Below are 26,395 nucleotides of genomic sequence, written 5' to 3'. Positions count from 1 at the left end.
GCCGGTCTGCTGCAACTTTATTTCCAGTCGATAAAATGTAACGCAACGTTAAATTCAGCCTCGTACACCTATTCATGTCCTCCAGCTTTCGCATCCAGGCGGCCACCGGCATTCATCGCGGCGACCGGGAATATCAGCAAGACCAAGTCTTGCTCATGACGCACCCCTATGCGAAAGGCTGCATTCTTGGCGTGGTGGCTGATGGCATGGGCGGACGCAGCGGCGGACGCAAGGCATCCGATCAGGTCATGTTGACGGCACGTCAGCTTTTTGAGCGATTCGAGCCAGCCAAGGAAGACTGTCTGCATATGCTGCGCGCCATTGTGCAGGATGCGCACACCGTCATTCGACTTACAGCAATTGCCGCAGAGCAGGAGCCTCACAGCACCATTGCGGCCTTTGTGGTGCTACCAGACAGCAGCTGTCATTTCATGCATTCTGGCGACTCGCGCCTCTATCATTTTCGCGGCACATCGCTGATACACCGCTCACTGGATCACTCTTATGTGCAGGCCTTGGTCGACCGCGGAGAGCTTACCGAAACGCAAGCTCAACATCATCCGCAGTCGAACATTCTTCTGGGTTGCCTGGGCGCAGAAGCAGCGCCCCCCATGGCACACCACTTCATTGCCAAACTACAGCCGGGAGACACGCTGATGGCCTGCTCTGACGGCGTCTGGCATTACTTCACCACGCAGGAGCTGGGCACGGTACTGAACGGACTCTCACCCCGCGAAGGCTCACAGTTTCTCATCGAGAAAGCCCGCCAACGAGCCGCAGGTGGCGGGGACAACCTGTCCTTGGCCATCCTCAAGCTGGAGCTCCCCACCTCAGCGCAGGTCTGAAGGCCTTTTTACCTCAGAGTAAAAAGTCATCAAACGCTTTGCAGAAAAGCGTTTTTTGCAATCTCTTTGATAGCAGCTTTTCTCGATTGCAAAATTAGCCAAAGCTCAGGGGGCAGGTGGAGGTAGAGGAGCTGACGTCTGTCCACGCTCCTTGGCTTTCTCAAGCACACGGGCCTTATGCTCGGCTGCCGCTTTGAGCTTGGCCTCATAATCTGCTCTAGCCTTGACTTCGCGTTCAGCACGACCTTGATCAGCCTGAGCACGATTGTGCTCATGACGACGCACGTACTCAGCCTGCTTATCTGCACGCTGCTGCGCTTCAGCCTGACGCTGCGCCCTGGCCGCCTGCTCATCAACTGCGGGCTTTGCACCGCTGCCCGAGGGCTGGGGTGAGCCCTTCTCTCCCTTGTCGCGCTGCTGAGATTTCATAGGGACAGCAGCGTTCTCAGCCTTCCTCTCTTCTATCGATTGCAGCTTGGCTGCCGCCTTCTCCTTGCGCTCTGCATCATTGATTTCCAGCTCAAGCGCCCTCAGTGGAGCATCCTTTTCACGCGCTGACTTGCGCGCCTCGGCAAGGCAGTCCTCCACCGCGAATTTCTGATAGCAGAGCTTTTCAGCCTCTATGCGCTGCTGCTCAATCACAGCACGCTTGCTCAGAATTTCATCACGCTCAGCATTGCGCGCTTCTTGCTTTTGCTCACGCGCTTTCTGAATAGCCTCCTTTTGAACCTGCTTTTCCTGCTCCTGCACAGAGTCAGTCTCCTGGGCCATTGCTGGCAGGCATGTCAGCAAAGCAGCCGCCAGCGGCACCAAGGCGAAACCGGCGATATGTCGGCAGATCTGCTGTGCAAAAGGAATAGACATCTTCATCAGCTCAAGACTCAAAGGACAGGGCGATATCTTAAAGCCGGCAGCCAGCGCCGCAAGCAATCAGGTCAAGCTGGTGTCCACGACACGGCGCTCCAGTGCCAGATACTCCTTGGAGCGCATCTCATTGAGGCGGGAAACCGTGCGCGGGAACTCATGCGACAGCGGCCCTTCGGTGTAGATTTTTTCGGGCGGTACCGCTGCCGACATGATGAGCTTGACATGGCGGTCATAGAGCACATCCACCAGCAACGTAAAGCGCCGCGCAGCCGAAGCCATGTTTACATGCAGCTCGGGCACATCCGACAGCAAGATAGTGTGGAACTGCGTGGCAATTTCCAGATAGTCGTTCTGTGAACGTGGACCACCGCAAAGTTCACGAAAGTCAAACCAGACCACGCCACCGGCACGGCGCTTGGCCGCAATCTTGCGGGTCTCGATCTGCATGACGGGCTCTTCGTCCTTGGCCTCTGCCAGGCGGTCAAAGGTCTCCTGCATCGCGGCGTCAGCATCAGGCCCCAGCGGACAGTGGTAGAGCTTGGCATCTTCCAGCGTACGGCGACGGTAGTCGGTGCCATTGTCCACGTTCACCACCTCCATGCGGTCCTTGAGCAAGGCAATCGCAGGCAGGATACGGTCGCGGTGCAAACCGCCCGGGTACAGACCATCGGGCTCGAAGTTGGAAGTCGTCACAAAGCCCACGCCATTGGAAAACAGCGACTCAAGCAGCTTGTAGAGAATCATGGCGTCCGTGATGTCGGCGACATGAAATTCGTCAAAGCAGATCAGCTTGTACTTTTTGGCAATCTTGGCACCCAGCGCATCAAGCGGGTTCTGCGTGCCTTGCATCAGATGCATCTCGCGGTGCACCTCACGCATGAATTCATGAAAGTGCAAACGCACCTTGCGCTTGATAGGCACGGCATTGAAGAAGCATTCCATCAAGAAGCTCTTGCCGCGCCCTACCCCGCCATACATATAGACACCCTTGGGCAAATCGGGGTGGTTGATCAGTTTCTTGAGGGCATTGGAGCGTTTGCCCTTGTACGCAGTCCACTCATCGGCGCAGCGTTGCAGCGCTTCGACAGCGCGCAGTTGCGCGGGATCGCTTTTGAAACCCTTGGCGGCCAGTTCTGCCTCGTAGGCCTGTTTTACATTCACCGTCTTGTCTCCAGATGCTCAAAAAACAATAGCTGCTAGCGCTTATGTACTAAGCGTTAGCAGCCATTTTTATCTAAATTCTAAAAGAAACTCAGCCTGCGCACGAGCACTTCACAGCCATGTCAATCGCCTGTACGCAAGACTGATGAAACCTTAGAAATTCAGTGTGCGCTTGTCCACGGCCAGAGCGGCTTCCTTGGTCGATTCGGACAGCGAGGGGTGAGCATGGCAGATGCGGGCGATGTCTTCGCTCGATGCCTTGAACTCCATGGCCACCACGGCTTCAGAAATCAGCTCGGAGACCATGGGGCCCACCATGTGCACGCCCAGGATTTCGTCAGTCTCGGCATCAGCCAAGAACTTCACCATACCGGTGGTGTCACCCAGCGCACGTGCGCGGCCATTGGCCAGGAAGGGGAAGGTACCAGCCTTGTACTTCACGCCATCGGCCTTGAGTTGCTGCTCGGTGCGACCCACCCATGCCACCTCGGGGCTAGTGTAGATCACGGAAGGCAGGGTCGCGAAGTTCACATGGCCGTGCTGGCCAGCGATGCGCTCGGCCACGGCCACGGCTTCTTCTTCCGCCTTGTGTGCCAGCATGGGACCACGCACCACGTCACCCACCGCCCACACGCCGGGCAGATTGGTCTTGCACAGGTCATCCACCACGATGGCGCCGCGCTCGTCCAGGGCCAGGCCCACGGCTTCAGCGTTCAGGCCGTTGGTGTTGGCAGTACGGCCGATCGACACGATCAGCTTGTCCACTTCCAGCGACTGGGCTTCGCCCTTGGCATTGGTGTAGGCAACGGAAACGCCCTTCTTGCCGACCTTGACTTCACCAACCTTCACGCCCAGCTCGATCTTCAGACCTTGCTTGTCGAAAGCCTTCTTGGCTTCCTTGGCGATTTGCTCGTCCACGGCGGGCAGGAACTTGTCCATGCCTTCGAGCACCGTGACTTCGGCACCCAGGCGGCGCCAGACTGAACCCATTTCCAGGCCGATCACGCCGGAGCCGATCAGGCCCAGCTTCTTGGGCAGCTTGCCTAGGCTCAGAGCACCGTCGTTGGACAGGATGTGCTCTTCATCGAAAGGCACGCCAGGCAGTGCACGGGCGTTGGAGCCAGTAGCCACCACGATCTGCTTGCCGGTGATGACTTCTTCTTCCTTGCCGGCAACCTTGATTTCGTAGCCGCCTTCAACCGCTTTGACAAAGGAGCCACGGCCGTGGAAGAAAGTGACCTTGTTCTTCTTGAACAGGTACAGGATGCCGTCGTTGTTCTGCTTCACGATCGCTTCCTTGCGGGCGATCATCTTGGCCACATCCATCTCGACCTTTCCGGTGGAGATGCCGTGGTCGGCAAAGTGCAGCTTGGCATGCTCATAGTGCTCGGAAGACTGCAGCAGTGCCTTGGAGGGGATGCAGCCCACATTGGTGCAGGTGCCGCCAGGAGCAGCGCCGCCCGCAGCGTTCTTCCACTCGTCGATACAGGCGACGTTGAAACCCAGTTGTGCAGCGCGGATGGCAGCGATGTAGCCACCGGGGCCTGCGCCGATCACGACGACGTCAAATTGCTTGCTCATGATTTGAATCTTTTCTCTGTTGAACTCGAAAAAAGCCCACCGCTTTTGGTGGTGGGCTTTATAGAAGCTTGATCCGTTGAATTACAGATCGAACAGCAGACGGGATGGGTCTTCCAGCGCGTCCTTCATGGCCACCAGGCTCAGCACGGCTTCGCGTCCGTCGATGATGCGGTGGTCATAGGACATGGCCAGGTAGTTCATGGGGCGAATCACGATCTGACCGTTTTCGACCACAGCGCGGTCCTTGGTGGCGTGCACACCCAGAATGGCGGACTGAGGGGGATTGATGATGGGGGTAGACATCATCGAGCCGAAGGTTCCGCCGTTGGAGATGGAGAAGGTACCCCCGGTCATTTCTTCAATGCCCAGCTTGCCTTCCTTGGCCTTCTGACCGAATTCGGCGATCTTCTTTTCGATTTCGGCAAAGCTCATCTGGTCTGCATTGCGCAGGATGGGCACCACCAGACCGCGAGGCGAGCTCACAGCGATACCGATGTCGAAGTAGCCGTGGTAGACGATGTCGTTGCCATCGATAGAGGCATTCACAGCGGGGAACTTCTTCAGGGCGTGCACAGCAGCCTTGACGAAGAAGGACATGAAGCCCAGCTTCACGCCGTGTTCCTTGGTGAACTGGTCCTGGAACTTCTTGCGCAGCTCCATCACGGGAGCCATGTTCACTTCATTGAACGTGGTCAGGATGGCGTTGGTGGCTTGCGACTGCAGCAGACGCTCGGCGATACGGGCGCGCAGACGTGTCATGGGCACGCGCTGCTCAGGGCGCTCGCCCAGGCTTGCAACCACAGGAGCTGCCACCTGGGGCAGAGCTGCCTTGGGAGCGCCAGTAGGAATAGCGGCACCAGCCTTGATCGCACCCAGAGCGTCACCCTTGGTCACGCGGCCATCCTTGCCTGTACCAGCCACGTTGGCGGCGGACAGGTTGTTATCGGCCAGGATCTTGGCAGCAGCAGGCATGGCCACACCGCTCTTGTCAGTGCCGGCAGCGGCCACAGGGGCTGCTGCAGGAGCCGAAGCAGCGGGGGCGGCTGCAGGAGCAGCAGCACCGGCGACGGCTTCGGAGTCGATCTTGGCGATCAGCTGCTCGGCCACCACGGTTGCGCCGTCGCCTTGCAGGATTTCGGTGATCACGCCAGCCGAAGGAGCGGGCACTTCCAGCACCACCTTGTCGGTTTCGATCTCGATGAGGATTTCATCGACGGCCACTGCCTCGCCGACTTTCTTCTTCCAAGTCAGCATGGTGGCTTCAGCGATGGACTCGGACAGCTGGGGGACTTTAACTTCAACGATTGCCATTTTGAATTCTTTCCAAAGATGTTTTTTGTGCACCCCTGTCCTCAGACAGGGGTTGTCGCCTGTATTACTTGGTCAGGACAAAACCCTTGAGTTTGGCGAAAGCGCCTTCCACCAGTGCCTTTTGTTGCTCTTGGTGCAGATGTGCGTAGCCAACGGCGGGCGAAGCGGACGCAGCGCGACCGGAGTAGCCCAGCTTTTGGCCTTCACGCATGTTTTCGTGAATATTGTGCTGGATGAAGAACCAGGCACCCTGGTTCTGAGGCTCATCCTGGCACCACACGATGTCAGTCGCATTGGCGTACTTTTTCACTTCGGCAGCGAATGCCTTGTGAGGGAAAGGATACAGCTGCTCGACGCGGATGATAGCCACGTCCTTGACTTCCTTCTCGGCACGCTTCTTGACCAGGTCGTAGTACACCTTACCCGAGCAAGCGATGATGCGCTTGACCTTGGCGGCGTTGCTGACGATGGCCTCATCCTTTTCAGGGATCACGGTCTGGAAGCTACCAGAAGTGAACTCGGACAGAGGCGAAGTTGCATCCTTGTTACGCAGCAGCGACTTGGGAGTCATGATGACCAGCGGCTTGCGCAGGTCACGCACCATCTGACGGCGCAGGACGTGGAAGATCTGGCTGGCCGTTGTGGGCTGCACGATCTGCATATTGGTATCAGCCGCCAGCTGCATGAAGCGCTCCAGACGTGCCGAGCTGTGCTCAGGACCCTGGCCTTCATAACCGTGAGGCAGCATCAGTGTCAGGCCGTTGATACGACCCCACTTCACTTCACCAGACGCGATGAACTGGTCGATCACCACCTGAGCGCCGTTGGCGAAGTCGCCAAACTGGGCTTCCCACACCACCAGAGTGTTGGGATCGTTCGATGCATAGCCGTATTCAAAGCCCAGCACTGCCTCTTCGGACAGGATGGAGTCGATAACGGTGAACTCGGCCTGGTTCTCTGCAGCGTTCTGCAAAGGAATATAGGTGCCTTCGTCCCACTTTTCACGCTTCTGATCGTGAATCACAGCATGACGGTGCGTAAAGGTGCCGCGACCAGAGTCTTCGCCCGACAGACGCACCGGGTAGCCCGAAGCGACCAGCGAGGCGAAAGCCATGGTTTCACCCATGCCCCAGTCCACGTTCACGTCGCCGCGCCCCATGGCTGCGCGGTCGTCATACACCTTCTTGACCAGAGCGTGGGGGTTCACGCTGGCTGGCAATGTGGTGATCCTCTCAGCCAGTCGCTTCCACTCAGCTAGAGGAATGGCGGTATCACCAGCGTCGGTCCAGGTCTTGCCGATGAAGGGGCTCCAGTCCACTGCGTACTTGCTCTTGAAGTTGGTCAGCACCACGTCCTGGGTGTGACGACCTTCGTCCATGGCTGCACGGTAAGCCTTGACCATCTCATCGCCCAGCGTTTCACCCAGACCTTGGGTTGCCAGCTTGTCTGCGTAGAGCTTACGGGTGCCTGGGTGGGCACCGATCTTCTTGTACATCAGAGGCTGCGTCAGAGCAGGAGTGTCCTGTTCGTTGTGACCCAGCTTACGGAAGCAAATAATGTCAACAACCACATCCTTGGAAAATTCCATACGGAAATCCAGAGCCAGTTGCATGGCCAGACACACCGCCTCTGGATCATCGCCATTCACGTGCAGCACGGGCGACTCAATCATCTTGACGATATCGGTGCAATACAGCGTGGAACGCAGGTCGCGGGGATCAGAAGTGGTGAAACCGATCTGGTTGTTGATGATGATGTGAACCGTACCGCCAGTGGTGTAACCACGGGTTTCTGACAGCGCCAACGTTTCCTGGTTTACGCCCTGACCTGCAAAGGCAGCATCACCGTGCACCAGTACGGGCAGTACTTGCTTGCCTTGAGGGTCGTTGCGACGATCCATGCGCGAGCGCACCGAGCCTTCCACCACAGGGTTGACGATTTCGAGGTGCGAAGGGTTGAAAGCCAGCGAAAGGTGAACAGGCCCCCCCTTGGCAGACACGTCGGAGCTAAAGCCCTGATGGTATTTCACGTCACCAGCAGGCAGATCTTCAGGCGCTGTGTGATCGAACTCCGCAAACAGGTCCTTGGGCATCTTTCCAAGGGTGTTGACCAGCACGTTCAAACGACCGCGGTGAGCCATGCCGATCACCACTTCCTGAACGCCCTTAGCGCTGGCAGAGTTAATCAGCTCATCCATCGCCGCGATGAATGACTCACCGCCTTCCAGCGAGAAACGCTTCTGGCCTACGTACTTGGTGTGTAGATAGCGCTCCAGCCCCTCTGCAGCGGTAAGCCGCTCCAGAATTCGCTTCTTTTCGTCGGCATTGAATGAGGGCTTGGAGCGAATGGACTCCAGACGTTGCTGCCACCAACGCTTTTGATTCTGATTGGTGGTATACATGTACTCGGCCCCCAAGGTGCCGCAGTACGTTTCACGCAGAGCATTCATCAGCTCGCGCAAAGTCATGGTTTCCTTGCCGAAGAAGGTATTACTGGTGTTGAACACCACTTCTTGGTCAGCGTCGGTGAAGCCATAGAAAGATGGCTCCAGCTCGGGAATTTCGGGGCGCTCCGTACGTTTCAGAGGATCCAGGTCGGCCCAGCGCTGCCCCACATTGCGGTAAGCAGCAATCAACTGCTGCACAGCAGTGCGCTTGCGACCCAGTTCAGAGTCTGCGCCGGAAGCCACCACTACTTTGGTACCACCTTGCTTTGCACGCTCGGCAAAAGCATTGATCACAGGCAGGTGGGGAACGTCCTTGTTGTCCGTGCCATCGACTGCAGGCACATGCTGCAGCGCATCAAAATACTCGCGCCAAGAATCGGGCACGCTACCAGGGTTGGCCAAGTAGTTCTCGTACATCTCTTCGACATAGGGCGCATTGCCGCCAAAGAGATAAGTATTGCCTTGGTAGGCTTGATAGATCGTTGACTGATCGCTCATGTTTCGCTGACCTCCGCTTTCCTTCAGAAAGCATTAGCTGGTTTGTGGAACCTCCCGCGACACGGCTGTACCGATTGGCGGATGCGACTGTGGCTGGGGAAGGGCCTTGAGTTGCGGCAGTCATTGTGCCACTGTTCAAAGTCTTAGTCTTATAAAAGACAAGATGTTTACGCCTCATGGGCTCGCTTACATTGCTAGAACACGATAACCAAGGAATCGCATGCCGCTTCTGCCGCTTCACAAACGCGCCTTTATTCTTTTATTGATAGCATCATCCCTAGCCTTCATCTTGATTCTTCAGGAATATGCTATGGCAATTTTCTGGGGAGTGGTGTTCTCCATTGTCTTTGCCCCTCTTCACCGCAAGCTGCAAGAGCGGATGCCCAAGATGCCCAATATGGCTGCTCTGGCAACCTTGCTGATTAGTCTGGTAATGGTCATCTTGCCTCTATCCTTGATAGGCCTTACTCTTTTGAAAGAGACAGCCGCCATCTATGAGCGCATCAGCACGGGGAGCCTCTCCGCGGGCAGCTACATAGAGCAAATTTTCAAGGCTCTTCCCTCCTGGATGACACCCTGGCTGGAAAGATTGCACTTGGGCACGCTTGAAGAAATTCAGAACAAGTTATCCAACCTCGCATTGCAGGCCAGCAAGCTGGCGGCTACCAAAGCACTTGGCCTGGGACAGAACACCTTGGGCTTCATCGTCGGCTTCGGCGTCATGCTCTACCTCATTTTTTTCCTGCTGCGCGATGGCAAAGCACTGGTAATCCGCATTTGGTCTGCTACCCCATTAGCTCCTGAGCACAAACGCGAACTAGCTACCAAGTTCATCACCGTGATTCGTGCGACCGTCAAGGGCAATCTGGCTGTCGCAGCTGCACAGGGCGTACTCGGCGGTTTGATTTTCTGGATTCTTGGCATTCAAGGGCCGGTACTCTGGGGCGTTGTCATGGCTTTTCTGTCGCTACTCCCTGCTGTGGGTGCCGGTTTAGTCTGGGGACCCGTAGCCATCTACTTTTTGGCATCTGGCGCTATCACTCAAGGAGTGGTACTAGCAGCCTACGGCATCCTCGTCATAGGTCTTGTCGACAATGTGCTGCGACCTATTTTGGTTGGTAAAGACACCAAGATGCCTGATTACGTCGTCTTGATTTCAACACTGGGGGGCATGTCAGTGTTCGGCATTTCCGGTTTTGTACTAGGCCCAGCCCTCGCAGCCCTGTTTATGGCCGCCTGGGAGTTGTTTACTTTGATGCAGCAGCAAGAGTCGGAGAGACTACACAAAGACATAACAGCGCCCTATGAAGCCGCCTCACAACTCAAGCCACAACCGTTATCCGGAGAATCAGAGGCAAGCCCCAATTTGGCGGACTGAGGATACCTGCCAATGGCTGACCGCTACCACTCAAACATCTAGTCAAACAATCAAAATTCATTATTAAAAAAATCAAAAACGAACCCAAACACTGCAATGCGCTCAACAATTACTCAACTATTAAGGGTTTGTTGCTGCTATCAAAATTAGACGTCACCGTAAAATTTGCTTTCACATAAGCGTTCACTCGAAAAGGTACCCCACAATGGTCCAATTCTCCAGACGCCAGTTCATGAAAGTAACTGGTTCGACTCTGGCGGGTTCAAGCTTGGCGCTGATGGGTTTCTCACCCACAGCAGCGCTAGCAGAGGTGCGTCAGTACAAACTGGCTTCTACCACTGTAACTCGCCAAACCTGCACCTACTGTTCGGTAGGCTGCGGAATCTTGATGTACTCCTTGGGAGACGGCGTGATGAACTCTCGCCTGTCTGTCATGCACGTGGAAGGCGATCCGGATCACCCGGTCAATCGCGGCACTCTGTGCCCCAAGGGAGCTTCGCTGCTGGATTACGTCCACAGCCCCAACCGCCTGAAGTACCCTGAGTACAGGGCTCCCGGCTCCAACGAGTGGAAACGCATCTCCTGGGATGAGGCCCTGGATCGCGTGGCCAAGCTACTCAAGGAAGACCGTGATGCCAACTTCGTTGAAACCAACGAAAAAGGCCAGAAGGTCAACCGCTGGCTGACCACCGGCATGCTGGCAGCGTCTGCTTCCAGCAACGAAGCCGGTTACATCACGCACAAAGTGGCCCGCTCCTGGGGCCTTCTTGCACTCGATAACCAAGCACGTGTTTGACACGGCCCGACGGTGGCAGGTCTTGCCCCGACGTTTGGCCGTGGAGCGATGACGAACCATTGGGTCGACATCAAGAACGCGGACGTTATTTTGATCATGGGCGGCAATGCCGCTGAAGCACACCCTTGCGGATTCAAGTGGGTGACAGAAGCGAAGGAGCACAACAAGGCTCACTTCATGGTGGTCGATCCTCGTTTCAACCGCTCGGCATCCGTGGCTGACTTCTATGCACCGATCCGCTCCGGCTCGGACATCGTCTTCCTCGGTGGCGTGATTAATTACCTGCTGACGAACGACAAGATTCACCACGAGTATGTGAAGAACTACACAGACTTCTCATTCATCGTGCGCGAAGACTTTGCGTTCGACGAAGGCATCTTCTCCGGCTACGACCCTGAAAAGCGCACTTACGACAAGGCATCGTGGGATTACGAGCTGGGTGACGATGGCTTTGTGAAGGTCGACCCTACGCTGCAGCACCCTCGTTGCGTGTACCAGTGGCTCAAGAAGCACTATGCCGGCTACACCCCTGAAAAGGTGGAGTCCATCTGCGGCACGCCCAAGGAAAAGTTCCTGCACGTATGCGAGAAGCTGGCATCTACTGCGGAAGCAGGTCGTGTTGCCACCATCATGTACGCCCTAGGCTGGACCCAGCACACTACGGGTGCGCAGATTCTGCGTACCGGCGCCATGATCCAGCTGCTGCTGGGCAATATCGGCATCGCTGGTGGCGGTATGAATGCACTGCGTGGCCACTCCAACATCCAGGGCCTGACCGACCTAGGCATTTTGTCTGCCTCGCTTCCCGGGTACCTAACGCTCCCGAACGAAGCCGAGCAAGACTACGGTCAGTACATCGCCTCGCGCACACCCAAACTGCTGCGCCCAGGACAGATGAACTACTGGTCGAACACGCCCAAGTTCCACGTCAGCCTGATGAAGGCATGGTGGGGACCTGCTGCTACTGCTGAAAACAACTGGGCATTTGACTATCTGCCCAAGCTGGACAAGCAGTACGACATGCTGCAGATCTTCGAGATGATGACGCAGGGCAAGGTCAACGGCTACATCGCCCAGGGCTTCAACCCCCTGGCTGCCTTGGCCAACAGCAACAGCGTGCGCGAAGGCCTCAAGAAGCTGAAGTTCCTCGTCGTCATGGATCCTCTGGTGACAGAGACTTCCGAATTCTGGAAAAACCATGGCGAGTTCAACGATGTGGATACTGCTTCTATCCAGACAGAGGTCTTCCGCCTGCCCACCACCTGCTTCGCCGAAGAAGAAGGCGCCGTAGTCAGCTCTTCACGCGTTCTTCAGTGGCACTGGAAGGCTGCCGAACCACCAGGAGAGGCCAAAACCGACATCGCAATCATGTCCGGTCTGCACCTGCGCCTGAAGGCCCTGTATGAGAAGGAAGGTGGTAAGTTCCCTGAGCCCATCACCAATCTGTACTGGCCTTATGCCCAAGCCGCTCACCCTTCTGCTGAAGAAGTGGCCAAGGAATACAACGGTCGTGCACTGGTCGATCTGTTCGATCCCAAGGACCCCAGCAAGCTCATTCGCAAGGCGGGCGAACAGTTGGGTGGCTTTGGTGAAATGCGTGACGATGGTTCCACCTTGGGTGGCTGCTGGATCTGGTCGGGTAGCTGGACGTCCTCTGGCAACCAGATGGCCCGCCGTGACAATAGCGACCCAACAGGCATCGGCAACACTCTGAACTGGGCTTGGGCATGGCCTGCCAACCGCCGCGTGCTGTACAACCGTGCATCGTGTGACCGCGAAGGCAACCCCTTCAACCCTGAGCGCGTACTGATCAAGTGGAATGGTAAGAACTGGACGGGTGCTGACGTGCCCGACATGGGCCCCACAATGCCCCCAGAAACGACCAACCCCTTCATCATGAACCCCGAAGGTGTGGCACGTCTGTTCGCTCGCAAGGGCATGGCCGAGGGTCCATTCCCCACGCACTATGAGGCGTTTGACAACCCGCTGGGCTACAACCCCATGTACCCCAAGAACAAGGAGGCCGTCATCAGTCCTGTGATGCGTATCCTCGAGACCGCCAAGGGCACCCAAGGCGATCCCAAGGATTACCCGCATGTAGGCACGACCTACCGCCTGACCGAGCACTTCCACTACTGGACCAAGCATGTTCAGCTGAATAACATCGTTCAGCCCGAGCAGTTTGTGGAAATTGGTGAGGCTCTGGGCAAGGAGCTGGGCATCGAGACCGGGCAAAACGTCAAGGTCTCGTCCAAGCGTGGCTTTGTCAAGGCTGTCGCCGTGGTGACCAAGCGCATCAAGCCCATGCAGATTGATGGCAAGACCATCCATCACGTGGGTGTGCCGATTCACTGGGGCTTCTCGACAACGGGACGCAAGGGCTATCTGGCGAACAACCTGACAGCCTCCGTGGGTGACGGTAACAGCTTGACCCCTGAATCCAAGACCTTCCTCGTGAAGGTGGAAAAGATCTAAGGAGCCACGCTGATGTCATCAACCATGTCTCTCGATATCAAACGCCGCTCGGCCACAACCACGCCCTCTCCGAGTGCGCGTGGCGCCCACTCGGGCGAAGTGGCCAAGCTGATCGACGTTTCCAAGTGCATTGGCTGCAAGGCTTGCCAGACCGCCTGCATGGAATGGAACGATCTTCGTGACGAAGTCGGCACGGCCGCAGCTGGCGTCTACGACAATCCGACGGACCTGACGCCGGACTCGTGGACGGTGATGCGCTTCACCGAGTACGAAAACGAAGCTACGGGCAATCTGGAATGGCTGATCCGCAAGGACGGCTGCATGCACTGTGAAGATCCAGGCTGCCTGAAGGCCTGCCCTTCGCCAGGTGCTATCGTCCAATATGCCAACGGCATCGTGGACTTCCAGCAAGACCAGTGCGTGGGCTGCGGTTACTGCGTGACCGGCTGCCCGTTCAACGTGCCGCGCATCTCAAAGAAGGACAACAAGGCGTACAAGTGCACCTTGTGTTCGGATCGCGTGGCGGTTGGACAGGAACCAGCCTGCGTCAAGACCTGCCCTACCGGCGCCATCATGTTCGGCACCAAGGACGCCATGAAGGAGCAGGCAGCCCATCGTGTCGTGGACCTCAAGGAACGCGGCTACGACAAGGCGGGTCTGTACGACCCGCAAGGTGTGGGCGGCACACACGTGATGTACGTTCTGCATCACGCTGACAAGCCTTCGCTGTACAAGGGGCTGCCTGACGACCCATCCATCAGCCCCATGGTGTCGCTGTGGAAGGGTGTGGCCAAGCCTCTGGCTCTGGCCGCTCTGGGCGCAGCAGCTGTTGGCAGCTTCTTCCACTACATCACCAAGGGCCCTCTGGAAGTGCCCGAGGAGCTTGAAGAGGAAGAAAACCGTGCAGCCAAGCGTGAGGAGGACCGCACATGACCCGCAGCAAATCTCGTGACATCGTGCGCTACACGGCAGCCGAGCGCGTCAACCACTGGGTAGTAGCCATCAGCTTCGTGCTGCTGGCCCTGTCCGGTCTGGCGTTCTTCCACCCCTCGTTCTTCTTCATGACGAACCTGTTCGGTGGCGGCCCCTGGACACGCATCCTGCACCCCTACATCGGAGTCGTCATGGCCATCGGCTTCCTGATGATGTTCTTCCGCTTCTGGCAGCTGAACATCATCAAGGACCGCGATGTGGAATGGCTCAAGAACGTCGGTGCACTGGTCAATGGCGAGCATGAAAAAATGCCTCCCGTTGAAAAGTACAACGGCGGCCAGAAGGTGATGTTCTGGTTGCTGGTGCTGTGCATGCTTGGGCTGACCGTGACTGGTGTGCTGATGTGGCGCTCCTGGTGGAATCTGCCTGTGACCGTGGTTCGCCTCGGCTCCCTGGTACATGCCATCTGCGCCTTCGGCCTGATCGGTCTGATCATTGCCCACATCTATGCCGCCATCTGGACCAAGGGCACCATTCGTGCCATGACCCGCGGTACCGTGACCCGTGCCTGGGCACGCTTCCACCACCCTTTGTGGTTCCGCAAGGTGACCGGCGAAGACAAGTAATTGTCCTGACCGGCTTCAGGCTTCTGGCCTGAATGGAGCCGCCGTCCTCCATCATGGTGGTCGGCGGCCATTTATTTTTGGGATTGACTATGCAACGCATCCTCCAACCCGGTGAAATTGAAGCACTGGATCACACCAGCTTTCCCCGAGTCCTTCTACCGCAAGCCGGCAGCCTGTTTGCCGAGCGTGCAGCCCGCGTGCGTCAGCTCGCCGATGGCAACCCCATCGCCGACTATCTTCAGTTCGTGGCGCAAATCATGGATGCACAGCACAAAGCCGTAAGTGCTGTGGAGGTCAAGGCAGCCGATGCAGAACTCATCGCCCGCGCCCAGGAGCACTCCATGCCACTGCTGCCCGCAGTGGACAACATCGACCCGGCCTGGCAGACCGTACTGAACAATATGCTGGACACGCTGCAAGGCAGCGAAGGCCTGCCGCAGCCCCTGCAGCCTCTCATCAACGAGCTGCGCAACCTCTCGGCCGAAACGCGTGACGACATCGCCAAGAAGCTGCTGCAAAAAGAAGTGGCAGCCCGCCATGTCGGCATGGCCCCCTTCATCATGGCCGCCCTGCAGGTGGTGTTTACCAAGCGCTCCGCCGGCCTGAGTGTTCGTGACATACCTTTCACAGACCCTGCCAGCATCTGCCCCGTCTGCGCCAGTGAACCTGTGGCCAGCATCATTCGCATCGGCGGCAAGGTCGCAGGCCATCGCTACGTCCATTGCGGCACTTGCGCCTGCGAATGGCATACCGTGCGCGTCAAATGCACACACTGCGAATCGACCAAGGGCATTCATTACCAAGGCATCGAAGGTGCAGGTGAAGAAGTTCTGGCCGAAACCTGCGACGAGTGCGGAAGCTATCGCAAGATCGTCAACCAGGAAAAGAATCCCATGGTCGAGCCACTGGCCGACGACCTGGCCACCCTGATGCTGGATCTGCTGATGAGCGAAACCCAGTTTCAGCGCGCCAGCGCCAACCCTTTGCTGTTTGTCGCAGTGGCCGAAGAACAGCAAGGCGAAGCCAGCAACGAGCTGGTGGACCCGGCGGCATAAGAACGTGTTGACGATCTCTACGCAGCCGCGAGGAGTTCGTCAACACGTTCTCAGCCCTCGCTGGCGCCAACCGCCACCATAATGAAGGCGGCAGGACAACCTGCCGCCTTTTCCTTTTTCCGAACGATTCCGAAAAACTAGGCCATGAGCAATAACGCAGCGACTGCCCCTGAAATCTCGCACCCCTCTCAGCTTCCCGCCGTAGACAAGGTCTTGCTCACGGCCGAGATGATGGCGCTGCGCGAGACCTATGGCCTAGATGCATGTACCCAAGCTGTCCGCGAGGTGCTGACAGCGCTGCGCCAGCAGCTTCTGAGCCCGGCTGACCAGGCCGTACAAGTGGTGCAAGCCGACATCGCCAGCGTTGTGCAAAGTGCCCATAAGCAACTGCAGACACGCTTTGCGCCGCGCCTGCAGCCCGTCTTCAACCTCACCGGCACGGTCCTGCATACCAACCTGGGCCGAGCCTTGCTGCCACAAGCAGCCATCGATGCCGTGGTGCAAGCCATGAGCGCGCCCGCCAACCTGGAATACGACCTGGCCGACGGCGGACGCGGCGACCGCGATGACCTGGTGGAGTCACTGATCTGCGAGCTGACCGGTGCCGAGGCCGCCACCGTTGTCAACAACAATGCCGCAGCCGTGCTGCTGGTGCTGTCTACCCTGGCGCTAAGCAAGGAAGTCATCGTCTCGCGTGGCGAGCTGGTGGAAATCGGCGGCGCCTTCCGCATCCCCGACGTCATGACCCGCGCAGGTGCCAAGCTGGTGGAGGTTGGAACCACCAACCGCACGCATGAAAAAGACTATGCAGAAGCCATCAGCGAGAACACCGCAGCGCTGATGAAAGTGCACTGCAGCAACTACGCCATCACCGGGTTCACCAAAGCCGTCAGCGATGCCGATGTCGCAAGCATTGCGCATGAACACAAGCTGCCCATGATTGTGGACTTGGGCAGCGGCACACTGATCGATATGCGTGACTGGGGACTGCCCTACGAAGTCACCGTGCGCGAAACCGTGGAGTCCGGAGCCGATATCGTCACCTTTAGTGGCGACAAGCTCCTGGGCGGCCCCCAGGCCGGCATCATCGTGGGCAAGAAGGAGCTGATTGCCCAGATCAAGAAAAACCCGCTCAAGCGCGCATTGCGCGTGGGCAAGATTACGCTGGCGGCGCTGGAGCCCACACTGCGCCTGTACCTGAACCCAGAGACGCTGGCGCAAGAGCTGACCACGCTGCGCCTGTTCACCCGCCAGGCGAGCGACATGCAAACCCAGGCCGAGCTGTTGAAGCCCTTGCTGCAGCAAACCTTGGGACAAGGATTTGTGGTGGAAAGCGCCGTCATGCACAGCCAGATCGGCAGTGGCGCCCTGCCCGTAGAAAACCTGCCCAGCTTTGGCCTCAAGATCTATCCAGCCAGCGGCAAGCAGGCCGGCCGCCAGCTGACCCGGCTTGAAGCACGCTTTCGCGCCCTGCCTCGCCCCGTTATCGGGCGGCTGCATGACGATGCCTTCTGGCTGGATCTGCGTTGTCTCGAAAGCGCGGCACAAGCCCAGTTCATCGAGCAACTGCAGCAACTGGTCTGACCGCACTCGCAATTATCAATATAAAAACAGGCTCTAGCGCTTGATACATAAGCGCAAGCAGCTATCAAAAATTGAGCAAACCATGATCATTGGAACCGCAGGCCATATTGACCACGGCAAAACCACGCTGGTACGCGCCCTCACAGGCGTGGAGACCGACCGCCTCAAAGAAGAAAAGGCCCGCGGCATCTCCATCGAATTGGGCTATGCCTACAGCCCTTTGCCCAATGGGGATGTGCTGGGCATCATCGACGTGCCGGGTCACGAGAAATTTGTTCACACCATGGCCGCTGGCGCCGTGGGCATCGACCATGCGCTGCTGGTCGTCGCTGCCGATGACGGCGTCATGCCCCAGACCATAGAACACCTTGAAATCCTCCAACTGCTGGGCGTGCGTCGCGGCAGCGTGGCACTGACCAAGGTCGACCGTGTGCTGCCCGGGCGCATTGCCGATGTACGCCACGAAATCGAGGCCATTCTCAGCGTCACCGCCCTTGCTGACAGCCCCATCTTCGAGACCAATGCCGCGCAGGCCGGCGATGCGGGCGTGCAGGCGCTGCGCGACCATCTGCATATGCAGGCACAAATGATGAATGCCCGCCCCCGGGATGGCCTGTTCCGCCTCGCCGTGGATCGCGCCTTCACTCTGCCCGGTCAGGGCACGGTGGTCACTGGCACCGTCTTCAACGGCATGGTCAAGGCAGGCGAGACCCTGGTGCATTCCGGTACCGGTCAATCCGTGCGCGTGCGCAGCATCCATGCACAAAACCAGAGCAGCGAAACCGGCTCGGCAGGCCAGCGCTGTGCCCTGAACCTTGCAGGCATCACCAAAGAAGAAATCGAGCGCGGCGACTGGATCCTGGATGCGCGCCTGATGCAGGCAACCGACCGCATAGACCTGCACCTGCACCTGCTCAGCGAAGCGCCTCAGCTCACGCAATGGACACCCGTGCACGTGCATTTGGGTACCAAGCACACCACCGCTCACGTGGCCCTGCTGCAAGACGAAGCCATCGAGCCTGGCACAGAAGCACGCGTACAGCTGGTGCTCGACAGCCCCGTCCTTGCACTGCCTGGCGATCGCATCATTGTGCGCAACGCCCAGGCCAATCGCACCATTGCCGGTGGCATGGTGCTTGATCCCTACGCACCGGCGCGAAAACGCCGCAGCAAAGAGCGCATGGCCTATCTGGATGCCATGGAGCAGCTCATCACCCGACATGACTTCACGGCACTGATTGCGCAAGCCCCTCATGGCATTGCACGCTCTCAGCTCATACGGCTGAGCGGTCATGCCCTTCAGGATGCCAGCCTGGCGCACACCATCGAGCTGCCTGCCGCTGCAGGCGATGCGCTGATCCTAGGCCAGCAGCGCTGGCAACAGTTGCAGACACAGGTGATCGACAGCCTCACGCGGTTTCATGAAAAGTCTCCGGACGAGCCCGGCGTCAACGCAGCTCGCCTGCGCCGCATGGCCCTGCCCGGCCTGCAGCAAAGCAGCTATGACTCGCTCTACCAGGGCCTGATCGATGCACTGCTGGAGCAAAAGCTGCTCAGCAGCACCGGGGCATGGCTGCACCTGCCTCAGCACAGCGTTCAGCTGAGCAGCGCAGAGCAGGCGCTGGCCGAGAAACTGCTGCCCGCCATTGCCGCTGGCCGCTTCGACCCACCCTGGGTTCGTGACCTGGCGCGCGAGCATGGTGCCGGCGAAGAAGTGGTGCGCCAGTTGCTCAAAAAGCTCTCACGCCAGGGCCTGGTGTTTCAGGTCATCAAGGATTTGTTCTACGCGCCGGCCCGTATGGACGAGCTGGCCAGTCTGATTGCCGAGCTGGCGGGAAAGCACAGCAAAGCCGAGGTAGAAGCTGCCGCCTTCCGGGATGCCACGGGGCTGGGGCGCAAGCGCGCCATTCAAATCCTCGAATTCTTTGACCGTATCGGCTATACCCGGCGCGTGCGCGACGCACACCTGTTGCGACCCGACGTGAAGTGGAAGAGCTCCACCCACTGAATGACTCGCAAAATCAGGCTCTAGCCCATATCCAGTCTGCCCAGCGCACTATCAAATTGATAAAGCACTGCGCACTGGGGCTTTGTCGCAATGGATCGCAGCAACATCATGATTGCTGGCTACAATCGGTTTCCTGTCTTTTACAAGAGTTGCAGAGGTTTCTTTCAGCTCTTGCCAATAAGGAAGGCAATCGTGCCCGGTGGCGCGGCCGGGCTTCAAACCCGGTGGGGGGCGTCAGCCGCTCCCGGGTTGGTTCGACTCCAGCTGCTTTCCGCCATCTCCCTTCTTGCCTTCAAGCAGCAGCTTCCTGCTCCTGCAGCATGCGCCACATCACCTTGCCACTGCCGCTCTTGGGCAAGGCCGTCACAAACTGCACCAGACGCGGTGCCTTGTAGACCGCCATATTGCTGTGGCACCAGTCGATGATCTGCTCTTGTGTCGTGGCCTCATGCCCGGCACGCAGCACGACCACGGCCTTGACGGTTTCACCGCGATAGGCATCTTTGGCAGAAATCACGCAAGCCTCCTGAATGGCCGGATGACGGAACATCAAGGACTCCACCTCGGCGGGCCAGACCTTGAAGCCGCTGGCATTGATCATGCGCTTGAGCCGGTCGGTGATGAAAAAGTAGCCCTCCTCATCCACATGTCCCAGATCGCCGGTGCGGAAAAAGCGCTTGCCGTCCAGCTCCATGAAGCTTTGCTCGGTCGCCTCGGGGCGCTGCCAGTAGCCTTCGAAGACTTCGGGGCCATGAACCACGATCTCGCCTTGCTCCCCTTGGGGCACTTCCTGCAGCGTATCCAGGCTGATGACACGCGCATCCGTGCTCATGAAGGGAATCCCCAGACATTGCTGTTTGGGATGATCGGGCGGGTTGCTGTGCGATGGCGCGGCAGTCTCCGTCAGGCCATAGCCTTCGCAAAAGCGCAGGCCGTACTGATCCAATAACCGCTGAGCCACCGCTTGCGGCATGGCCGCGCCGCCGCCGCCGATGTATTTGAGGCTGGACAGATCAAACGATGCAAAGTTGGGACTGCCCAGCAGGTCAATCACCATGGTGGGAATATTGGTCCAGCTGGTGACCTGGTAGTGAGAGATCAGCCGCCCTGCCAGCTCACGCTCCCAGCGCGGCATGATGACCAGCGTTGCGCCCATGTAGATGGCACTGTGCAGCACAGAGACCATGCCCGTGATGTGAAACATGGGAACCACGGCCAGCACCACGCTCTCGCTCGTGCCTGTCCCCCAGAGAGCGCCGGCGATGGCGTTGTGGTTGATGCTTCTGTGCAAGTGCATGCAGCCTTTGGGATGGCCTGTCGTGCCGCTGGTGTAAGGCAGCACCGCCAGATCATCGCGCCCCACTTGGTGAGGCACTGGCTCATCCTCGCAAGCCAGCGCCTGAGCCCAGGCATGAACCTGTCCACTTTGGAGCTGGGCAGTCTCCCTCTCGCTCAGCAGCCAGCTGCGCCATGCCTCGGGCAGCGCATTCACGCCTTGTACATCGGCATCAAAGCCATCTGTGAACTGTGTCACCACCATGTGCTCCAGCGCTTGCTGAGGCTCCAGTGCATTGCTAGCCTTGGCCAGCTCCAGTGCCAGGTCTGCCGTGGTGATGGCGACTTTGGCGCCGGAGTCCGTGATGTAGTGCTTGAGTTCCTCGGCCATGTTCATGGGGTTGACCGGAACCACCACCGCGTTGGCACGCATGATGGCGTAATGCGCCAGCACCAGCTGAGAGCTGTTTTGCATCAGCAAGATGACCCGGTCGCCCTTGCTCACGCCCAAACGGTGCAGATACGCCGCCATGCGCTCCGTGCCCTCGCACAGCTGGCCATAGGTCGTCGTGCGGCCCAGAAACACCAGCGCTGGCTTGTCCGGGTAGCGTTTGGCATTGATGGCCAGATTGTCCCAGACACTGGTCGCTGGAACGGTGATGGAGTGAGGCAGGCGATTGGGCCAGAACGGGTGGTGAGCGGGCATGGGTCGGACATCCGTAAATGAGATACAGCGAGACGCACATAGTCCAGAAGGACTAGCAAGCCGCAAGACTAGGTCTCGACCTCTTATCCGGCATCCGGGATGGCCCCAAGACTTCGTCACCCAGGTGACCCGGGCGCAGGCCCACGGTTCGCCACAGAGTCGCTTAGCACGGCGACCATATTCGGTGCAGCCCGTGAAGTCTCGGATCAGGATTTGATCTCGGCCTTCAACCCCGCAGGCAAGTCACCAGCACCTGCAATATAGGCCCGCACCCGCTTCATGCAAGGCATGGGGACACCGGCTACAACACTGCGCACATAGTCTTCCCACATCTGTCCTTGCTGCTCTACCGATGCCGCCTGAAACAGCGCCAGCATCTGTGCTTCGTCGCCACTGGCGCAATAGGCATAAGGGTCTTGGCGCAGGCAAATAGCCCGCGCCTGAAGCAGCATGGCTTGGCGCGTCACGGCCACGCCTTGAAGGCGCTGCCACTGGTGCAGAAGCTCATGGGCAAAGATACCCGCCACGCCCGGGTGCGCCAGTCGCAGCGGCTGACGCGGGTCATCGCCCTCAAAAAAGCAGCGCGGCAGATACAGGCGGCCACCATTCAGCGACAGCGCACGGCGCGTGTCACCCAGACGCCGCAGGTGCAGTCGAATGCGCGGCTGCAGAGACTTGAGCGAGTGGCCAAAATACCGCTGCACAAAATCCTGCTCCTGCGGCAACAGACCCCGGCTCCAGAACATCTGCGACCTCCCCTGCATCAGCGCCTGGCTGCGCCACACTACTGCTGCAACTGCACCCAGACCTTGTCCAGACGCTTGGCGCTGACCGGGTACGGTGTGCGCAGCTCCTGGGCAAAAAAGCTCACGCGCAGCTCTTCGAGCATCCAGCGGTATTCCTGCATGCGCGCATCGACCTGGCCCTTGCGCTCCGCCACCAGACGCCAGTAGCGCTGCTCCAGCGGCTGCAACTCCTTCATCTTGGCCGCATCGCGCGCCGGGTCTGCTCGGTATTTATCGAGCCGCGTGGTGATGGCCTTGAGGTAGCGCGCGTAATGGCCGAGCTGACTCCAGGGTGCCACGGCGATAAAGTTCTTGGGCATCAGCTTTTGCAGCTGCTCTCCCGCGTCTTTCGTGGCATCTGGCGCATTTTTGGTGTCCTTGATCTTGCGCGCGGCAGCCGCGTACTCGGTAAGGATGGTGAGAGACATGCGCGCCACTTCGTTGGCGATCAGCGTCAGGCGGCCACGCCCGTCCTGCACGCGTTGCTTGAAGTCTGCCTCGTTGCTCGGCAAGGGCTCCTGCAAAAAGGCGCGGTCAATCGCCACGTCGATGATCTGGGCGCGCAGCTCTTCCTGTGTGCCCAGCGGCATATAGGCCACGGCCATCTTCTGCAGGTCGGGAATGTTCTTTTCCAGGTACTTGAGCGCATCGCGGATCTGCAACGCAAACAGACGGCGCAGGCCCACGCGGTGCTTGGCGGCTGCCACTTCGGGCTCATCAAACACTTCGATGCCGATGGCATCGCCATGGTCGATCAGGGCCGGAAAGCCAATCAGCGTGGTGCCGCCCTTCTTGATTTCCATCAACTCGGGCAGCTCGCCAAAGCTCCAGTCCTTATAGCGGGCATCATGCGGCTGAGCGGGCTTGGCATCTGCAGGTCTATCTTTTTTAGGAGCTGCTTGCGCTTGTCTCTTCTCAGTTTCAGATACTTTTGCATCTGAATCCTTTGATTGACTAGCGCCAGCAGCTACCTTTAATGAAGCAAGCGCCTGAAACGCCCCGCGCGCCTTGGCACCCCATTCGGCTTTGAGCGCACCCAGATTGCGGCCCTGGCCCAGCTGGCGACCATGCTCGTCCGTGATGCGGAAGTTCATGAACAGATGCGGACTCAGCATGTCCAGCTTGAAGTCGGCACGCTTCACATCCAGCGAAGTCTCGTCGCGCACCTGCTTGAGCAAGGCGTCGATGAGCCCACCCTGGGCCCAGCGCTCGCTCTGTGTAAACAGCTCGGCCAGCCGTGCCGCGCTCTCGGGCAGCGGTACAAAACGGCTGCGCGGGCGCTGGGGCAGGCTCTTGAGCAGGGCCTGAATCTTGTCCTTGAGCATGCCCGGCACCAGCCACTCGGCGCGCTCTTCCGACACTTGGTTGAGCACAAACAGCGGCACGGTGACGGTGATGCCGTCGCGCGCATCGCCGGGGCTGTGCAGATAGCTGGCCGTGCAATCGGCGCCGCCCAGCTTCACGGTCTTGGGGAATTTGTCCGTGGTGATGCCTGCGGCCTCGTGCCGCATCAGCTCATCCTTGGACAGGCGCAGCAGCTCGGGCTGGTTCTTGGATTCAAGACGGAACCATTTGTCAAAGGTCGCGCCGCTGTACACATCCTTGGGCAGGTGCTGGTCGTAGAAGGCAAAAATCAGCTCGTCGTCCACCAGTACGTCCTGGCGGCGGCTCTTGTGCTCCAGCTCCTCGACCTTGCGCATGAGCTTGAGGTTGGCGGGCAGGAAATGCCACTTCGTCTCCCACTCGCCCTCCACCAGTGCCTGGCGGATAAAGAGGTTGCGCGCCTCGTGCGGATCGACGCGGCCATAGCTCACGCGGCGGCCGTTGTAGACCACCAGCCCGTAGAGCGTGGCACGCTCCAGCGCCACCACATCGGCCTGTTTCTTGCTCCAGTGCGGGTCCAGCAGCTGCTTCTTCAAAAGATGGCCACCAACCTCTTCCAGCCACTGCGGCTCAATCGCGGCGATGCCGCGGCCGTACAGGCGCGAGGTCTCCACCTGCTCGGCCGCCACAATCCAGCGGCCCGGCTTTTTGGAGAGATGCGCGCCGGGGTGCGGGTGAAACTTGATGCCGTGCGCGCCCAGATAGCTTTCGCTTTCCTCTCCACGATAGCCAATATTGCCCAGTAGGCCCGAGAGCATGGACAGGTGCACAGCGTCGTAGCCGGCCGCCTCGTTGTTGAGCAGCCATTTCTGCTCTTTGACCACCGTGAGCAGCTGCGAGTGAATGTCGCGCCACTCGCGCACCCGGCGGATATTGATGAAGTTCTGGCGCAGCAACTGCTCCCACTGGCGGTTGCTGATCTTGTGCGTGGCATCCTGAGCCTGCTCAGCCGGGTTGAACAACGCCAGCCGCTCTTCGACCGTGCCTTGCACCTGCGCTCCACTGGCGCGCTGGCTCACAGGCAAGAAAGCCTGGTTGCGGGCCGACGGTTTGGGCGCCGGCGCATGCTGAGCCGCCATTTCCTTGCGGCTCTTGGCCACCACCTTGCCGCCACGCGCATCCTGCAACCATTTCCACAGGCGCAGATAGCCGGTGAACTCGCTTTTCTCGTCGTCGAACTTGGCATGGGCCTGATCGGCCTGCTGCTGCGCCTCCATGGGCCGGTCTCGCACGTCCTGCACAGACAGAGCCGAGGCAATAATCAGCACCTCAGCCACGGCACCGCGCTCGCGCGCTTCCAAAATCATGCGACCCACGCGCGGGTCCAGCGGCAGGCGCGACAGCTCCTTGCCCATGGGCAGCAGCTGGCCGTGGTCGTCCACAGCGCCCAGCTCGGCCAGCAACTGGTAGCCGTCGGCAATAGCGCGGCCCGAAGGCGCTTCGAGGAACGGGAAATGCACCACATCGCCCAGACCCAGCGCCTTCATGCGCAAAATCACGCCAGCCAGCGAGGAGCGCAGGATTTCCGGATCCGTAAAGCGGTCGCGGCCGTTGAAATCCACCTCGTCATACAGGCGGATGCAGATGCCGTTGGCTACGCGGCCGCAGCGGCCGGCGCGCTGGTTGGCGGCGGCCTGCGAGATAGGTTCGACCAGCAGCTGCTCCACCTTGCTACGGAAGGAATAGCGCTTCACGCGCGCCGTGCCTGCGTCAATGACGTATCGAATGCCTGGAACCGTCAGCGAGGTTTCGGCCACGTTGGTTGCCAGAACAATGCGACGGCCCGTGTGACCGTCAAAAATGCGGTCCTGCTCGGCCTGCGACAGGCGCGAGAACAGCGGCAGCACCTCGGCAGATCGCAAGGTGGGCGAATTCTGCAAATGCTTGCGCAGATGGTCGGCCGCCTCGCGAATCTCGCGCTCGCCGGGCAAGAAGATCAGAATGTCGCCGCCCTTGCCGCCGGCCCAGAGTTCATCGACGCCATCGGCAATGGCGTCGTTCAGATCCTTGTCCTTTTCACCCTCAAACGGGCGGTATCGCATCTCCACCGGGTAGGTGCGGCCCGAAACCATGATGACCGGCGCTGGTCCATCCTTGCTCTCGAAATGCTTGGCAAAGCGGTCGGCATCAATCGTGGCCGATGTCACCACCACCTTCAGATCGGGGCGCTTGGGCAGGATCTGCTTGAGATAGCCCAGCAGAAAGTCGATGTTCAGGCTGCGCTCGTGCGCCTCGTCGATGATCAGCGTGTCATAGGCTTTGAGCAGCGGGTCGGTCTGCGTCTCAGCCAGCAAGATGCCGTCGGTCATCAGCTTGACCGAAGCGCCCTTTTGCAGCGTGTCCTGAAAGCGCACTTTGTAGCCCACCACCTCGCCCAGCGGGGTGTTCAGCTCTTCAGCAATGCGCTTGGCCACGCTGCTCGCGGCGATACGACGCGGCTGGGTGTGGCCGATCAAGTGGCCGCGCACATTGCCATTGGCGTCGGGCGTGGCGTTCAGCTTGCCGCGCCCCAGCGCCAGCGCTATTTTGGGCAGCTGAGTGGTCTTGCCCGAGCCCGTCTCGCCACAGACGATGATGACCTGATGGCGATCCATGGCCTCCATGATTTCCTGGCGGCGGCCAGATACGGGAAGCGACTCGGGGAAGGTGATCTTCAAAGACATAAGGGCTGGGATTATCCCA

16 protein-coding genes and 1 tRNA gene are annotated in these 26,395 nt (G+C 59.0%); 9 read left to right on the top strand and 8 right to left on the bottom strand.

The genetic code is table 11. From position 1 onward, the window contains the following. The first annotated feature begins 74 nt into the window (after nucleotides 1-74). Nucleotides 75-845, top strand: coding sequence for a PP2C family protein-serine/threonine phosphatase (locus AC2I9W_RS01355; protein WP_486408288.1), 771 nt, complete (start codon nucleotides 75-77; stop codon nucleotides 843-845). 105 nt (nucleotides 846-950) lie between these two features. Here AC2I9W_RS01355 and AC2I9W_RS01350 read toward each other — a convergent pair whose 3' ends face one another. The 5 genes from AC2I9W_RS01350 to AC2I9W_RS01330 form a co-directional block, all read right to left on the bottom strand. Next, complete coding sequence (locus AC2I9W_RS01350) at nucleotides 951-1,709, bottom strand: hypothetical protein (RefSeq protein WP_486408287.1); 759 nt, start codon at nucleotides 1,707-1,709, stop codon at nucleotides 951-953. A gap of 66 nt (nucleotides 1,710-1,775) precedes the next feature. Further along, nucleotides 1,776-2,873, bottom strand: coding sequence for a cell division protein ZapE (gene zapE / locus AC2I9W_RS01345; protein WP_486408286.1), 1,098 nt, complete (start codon nucleotides 2,871-2,873; stop codon nucleotides 1,776-1,778). A gap of 153 nt (nucleotides 2,874-3,026) precedes the next feature. Beyond that, nucleotides 3,027-4,454, bottom strand: coding sequence for a dihydrolipoyl dehydrogenase (gene lpdA, locus AC2I9W_RS01340; RefSeq protein WP_486408285.1), 1,428 nt, complete (start codon nucleotides 4,452-4,454; stop codon nucleotides 3,027-3,029). An 81-nt stretch (nucleotides 4,455-4,535) separates the two neighbouring features. Continuing rightward, nucleotides 4,536-5,765 (bottom strand): 2-oxoglutarate dehydrogenase complex dihydrolipoyllysine-residue succinyltransferase, encoded by a 1,230-nt coding sequence (odhB, locus tag AC2I9W_RS01335; RefSeq protein ID WP_486408284.1) that lies wholly within the window; start codon nucleotides 5,763-5,765, stop codon nucleotides 4,536-4,538. Between the two features lie 64 nt (nucleotides 5,766-5,829). After that, nucleotides 5,830-8,709, bottom strand: coding sequence for a 2-oxoglutarate dehydrogenase E1 component (locus AC2I9W_RS01330; RefSeq protein ID WP_486408283.1), 2,880 nt, complete (start codon nucleotides 8,707-8,709; stop codon nucleotides 5,830-5,832). A 220-nt stretch (nucleotides 8,710-8,929) separates the two neighbouring features. On the opposite strand from AC2I9W_RS01330, the gene AC2I9W_RS01325 reads away from it, so the two are divergent. From AC2I9W_RS01325 to AC2I9W_RS01290, 8 genes are all read left to right on the top strand, one after another. Continuing rightward, a complete protein-coding gene (locus AC2I9W_RS01325; RefSeq protein WP_486408282.1) occupies nucleotides 8,930-10,087 on the top strand; it encodes an AI-2E family transporter in 1,158 nt (385 codons plus the stop codon). Nucleotides 10,088-10,292: 205 nt separating this feature from the next. After that, nucleotides 10,293-13,358 carry a formate dehydrogenase-N subunit alpha gene (gene fdnG / locus AC2I9W_RS01320; protein ID WP_486408281.1) on the top strand — a complete coding sequence of 1,022 codons (3,066 nt, stop codon included), beginning with the start codon at nucleotides 10,293-10,295 and terminating at the stop codon, nucleotides 13,356-13,358. A 12-nt stretch (nucleotides 13,359-13,370) separates the two neighbouring features. Further along, on the top strand, nucleotides 13,371-14,291 hold the full coding sequence (gene fdxH / locus AC2I9W_RS01315; protein WP_158391160.1) for a formate dehydrogenase subunit beta: 921 nt from the start codon (nucleotides 13,371-13,373) through the stop codon (nucleotides 14,289-14,291). Then, complete coding sequence (locus AC2I9W_RS01310; protein ID WP_486408280.1) at nucleotides 14,288-14,917, top strand: formate dehydrogenase subunit gamma; 630 nt, start codon at nucleotides 14,288-14,290, stop codon at nucleotides 14,915-14,917. The genes fdxH and AC2I9W_RS01310 overlap by 4 nt, the downstream gene beginning before the upstream one ends. Nucleotides 14,918-15,006: 89 nt before the next feature. Then, nucleotides 15,007-15,972, top strand: coding sequence for a formate dehydrogenase accessory protein FdhE (fdhE, locus tag AC2I9W_RS01305; RefSeq protein WP_486408279.1), 966 nt, complete (start codon nucleotides 15,007-15,009; stop codon nucleotides 15,970-15,972). Between the two features lie 144 nt (nucleotides 15,973-16,116). Then, complete coding sequence (gene selA, locus AC2I9W_RS01300) at nucleotides 16,117-17,556, top strand: L-seryl-tRNA(Sec) selenium transferase (RefSeq protein WP_486408278.1); 1,440 nt, start codon at nucleotides 16,117-16,119, stop codon at nucleotides 17,554-17,556. An 82-nt stretch (nucleotides 17,557-17,638) separates the two neighbouring features. Continuing rightward, nucleotides 17,639-19,564, top strand: coding sequence for a selenocysteine-specific translation elongation factor (selB, locus tag AC2I9W_RS01295; RefSeq protein ID WP_486408277.1), 1,926 nt, complete (start codon nucleotides 17,639-17,641; stop codon nucleotides 19,562-19,564). Between the two features lie 181 nt (nucleotides 19,565-19,745). Then, nucleotides 19,746-19,841 (top strand) — tRNA-Sec (locus tag AC2I9W_RS01290). Between the two features lie 15 nt (nucleotides 19,842-19,856). Here AC2I9W_RS01290 and AC2I9W_RS01285 read toward each other — a convergent pair. The 3 genes from AC2I9W_RS01285 to hrpA form a co-directional block, all read right to left on the bottom strand. Beyond that, nucleotides 19,857-21,545: a long-chain fatty acid--CoA ligase gene (locus AC2I9W_RS01285; RefSeq protein WP_486408276.1), complete on the bottom strand. Its 1,689-nt coding sequence runs from the start codon at nucleotides 21,543-21,545 to the stop codon at nucleotides 19,857-19,859. Between the two features lie 206 nt (nucleotides 21,546-21,751). Continuing rightward, entirely contained in the window at nucleotides 21,752-22,291 is a 540-nt protein-coding gene (locus tag AC2I9W_RS01280) for a hypothetical protein (protein WP_486408275.1), read from the bottom strand. A gap of 38 nt (nucleotides 22,292-22,329) precedes the next feature. Continuing rightward, entirely contained in the window at nucleotides 22,330-26,376 is a 4,047-nt protein-coding gene (gene hrpA / locus AC2I9W_RS01275) for an ATP-dependent RNA helicase HrpA (protein ID WP_486408274.1), read from the bottom strand. Nucleotides 26,377-26,395: the final 19 nt, after the last annotated feature.

The sequence above is a fragment of the Comamonas sp. FUJ_7 genome (assembly GCF_057369555.1).
Note: the sequence above shows the minus strand (reverse complement) of the source record. Positions and strands in the feature narration are given on the sequence as shown.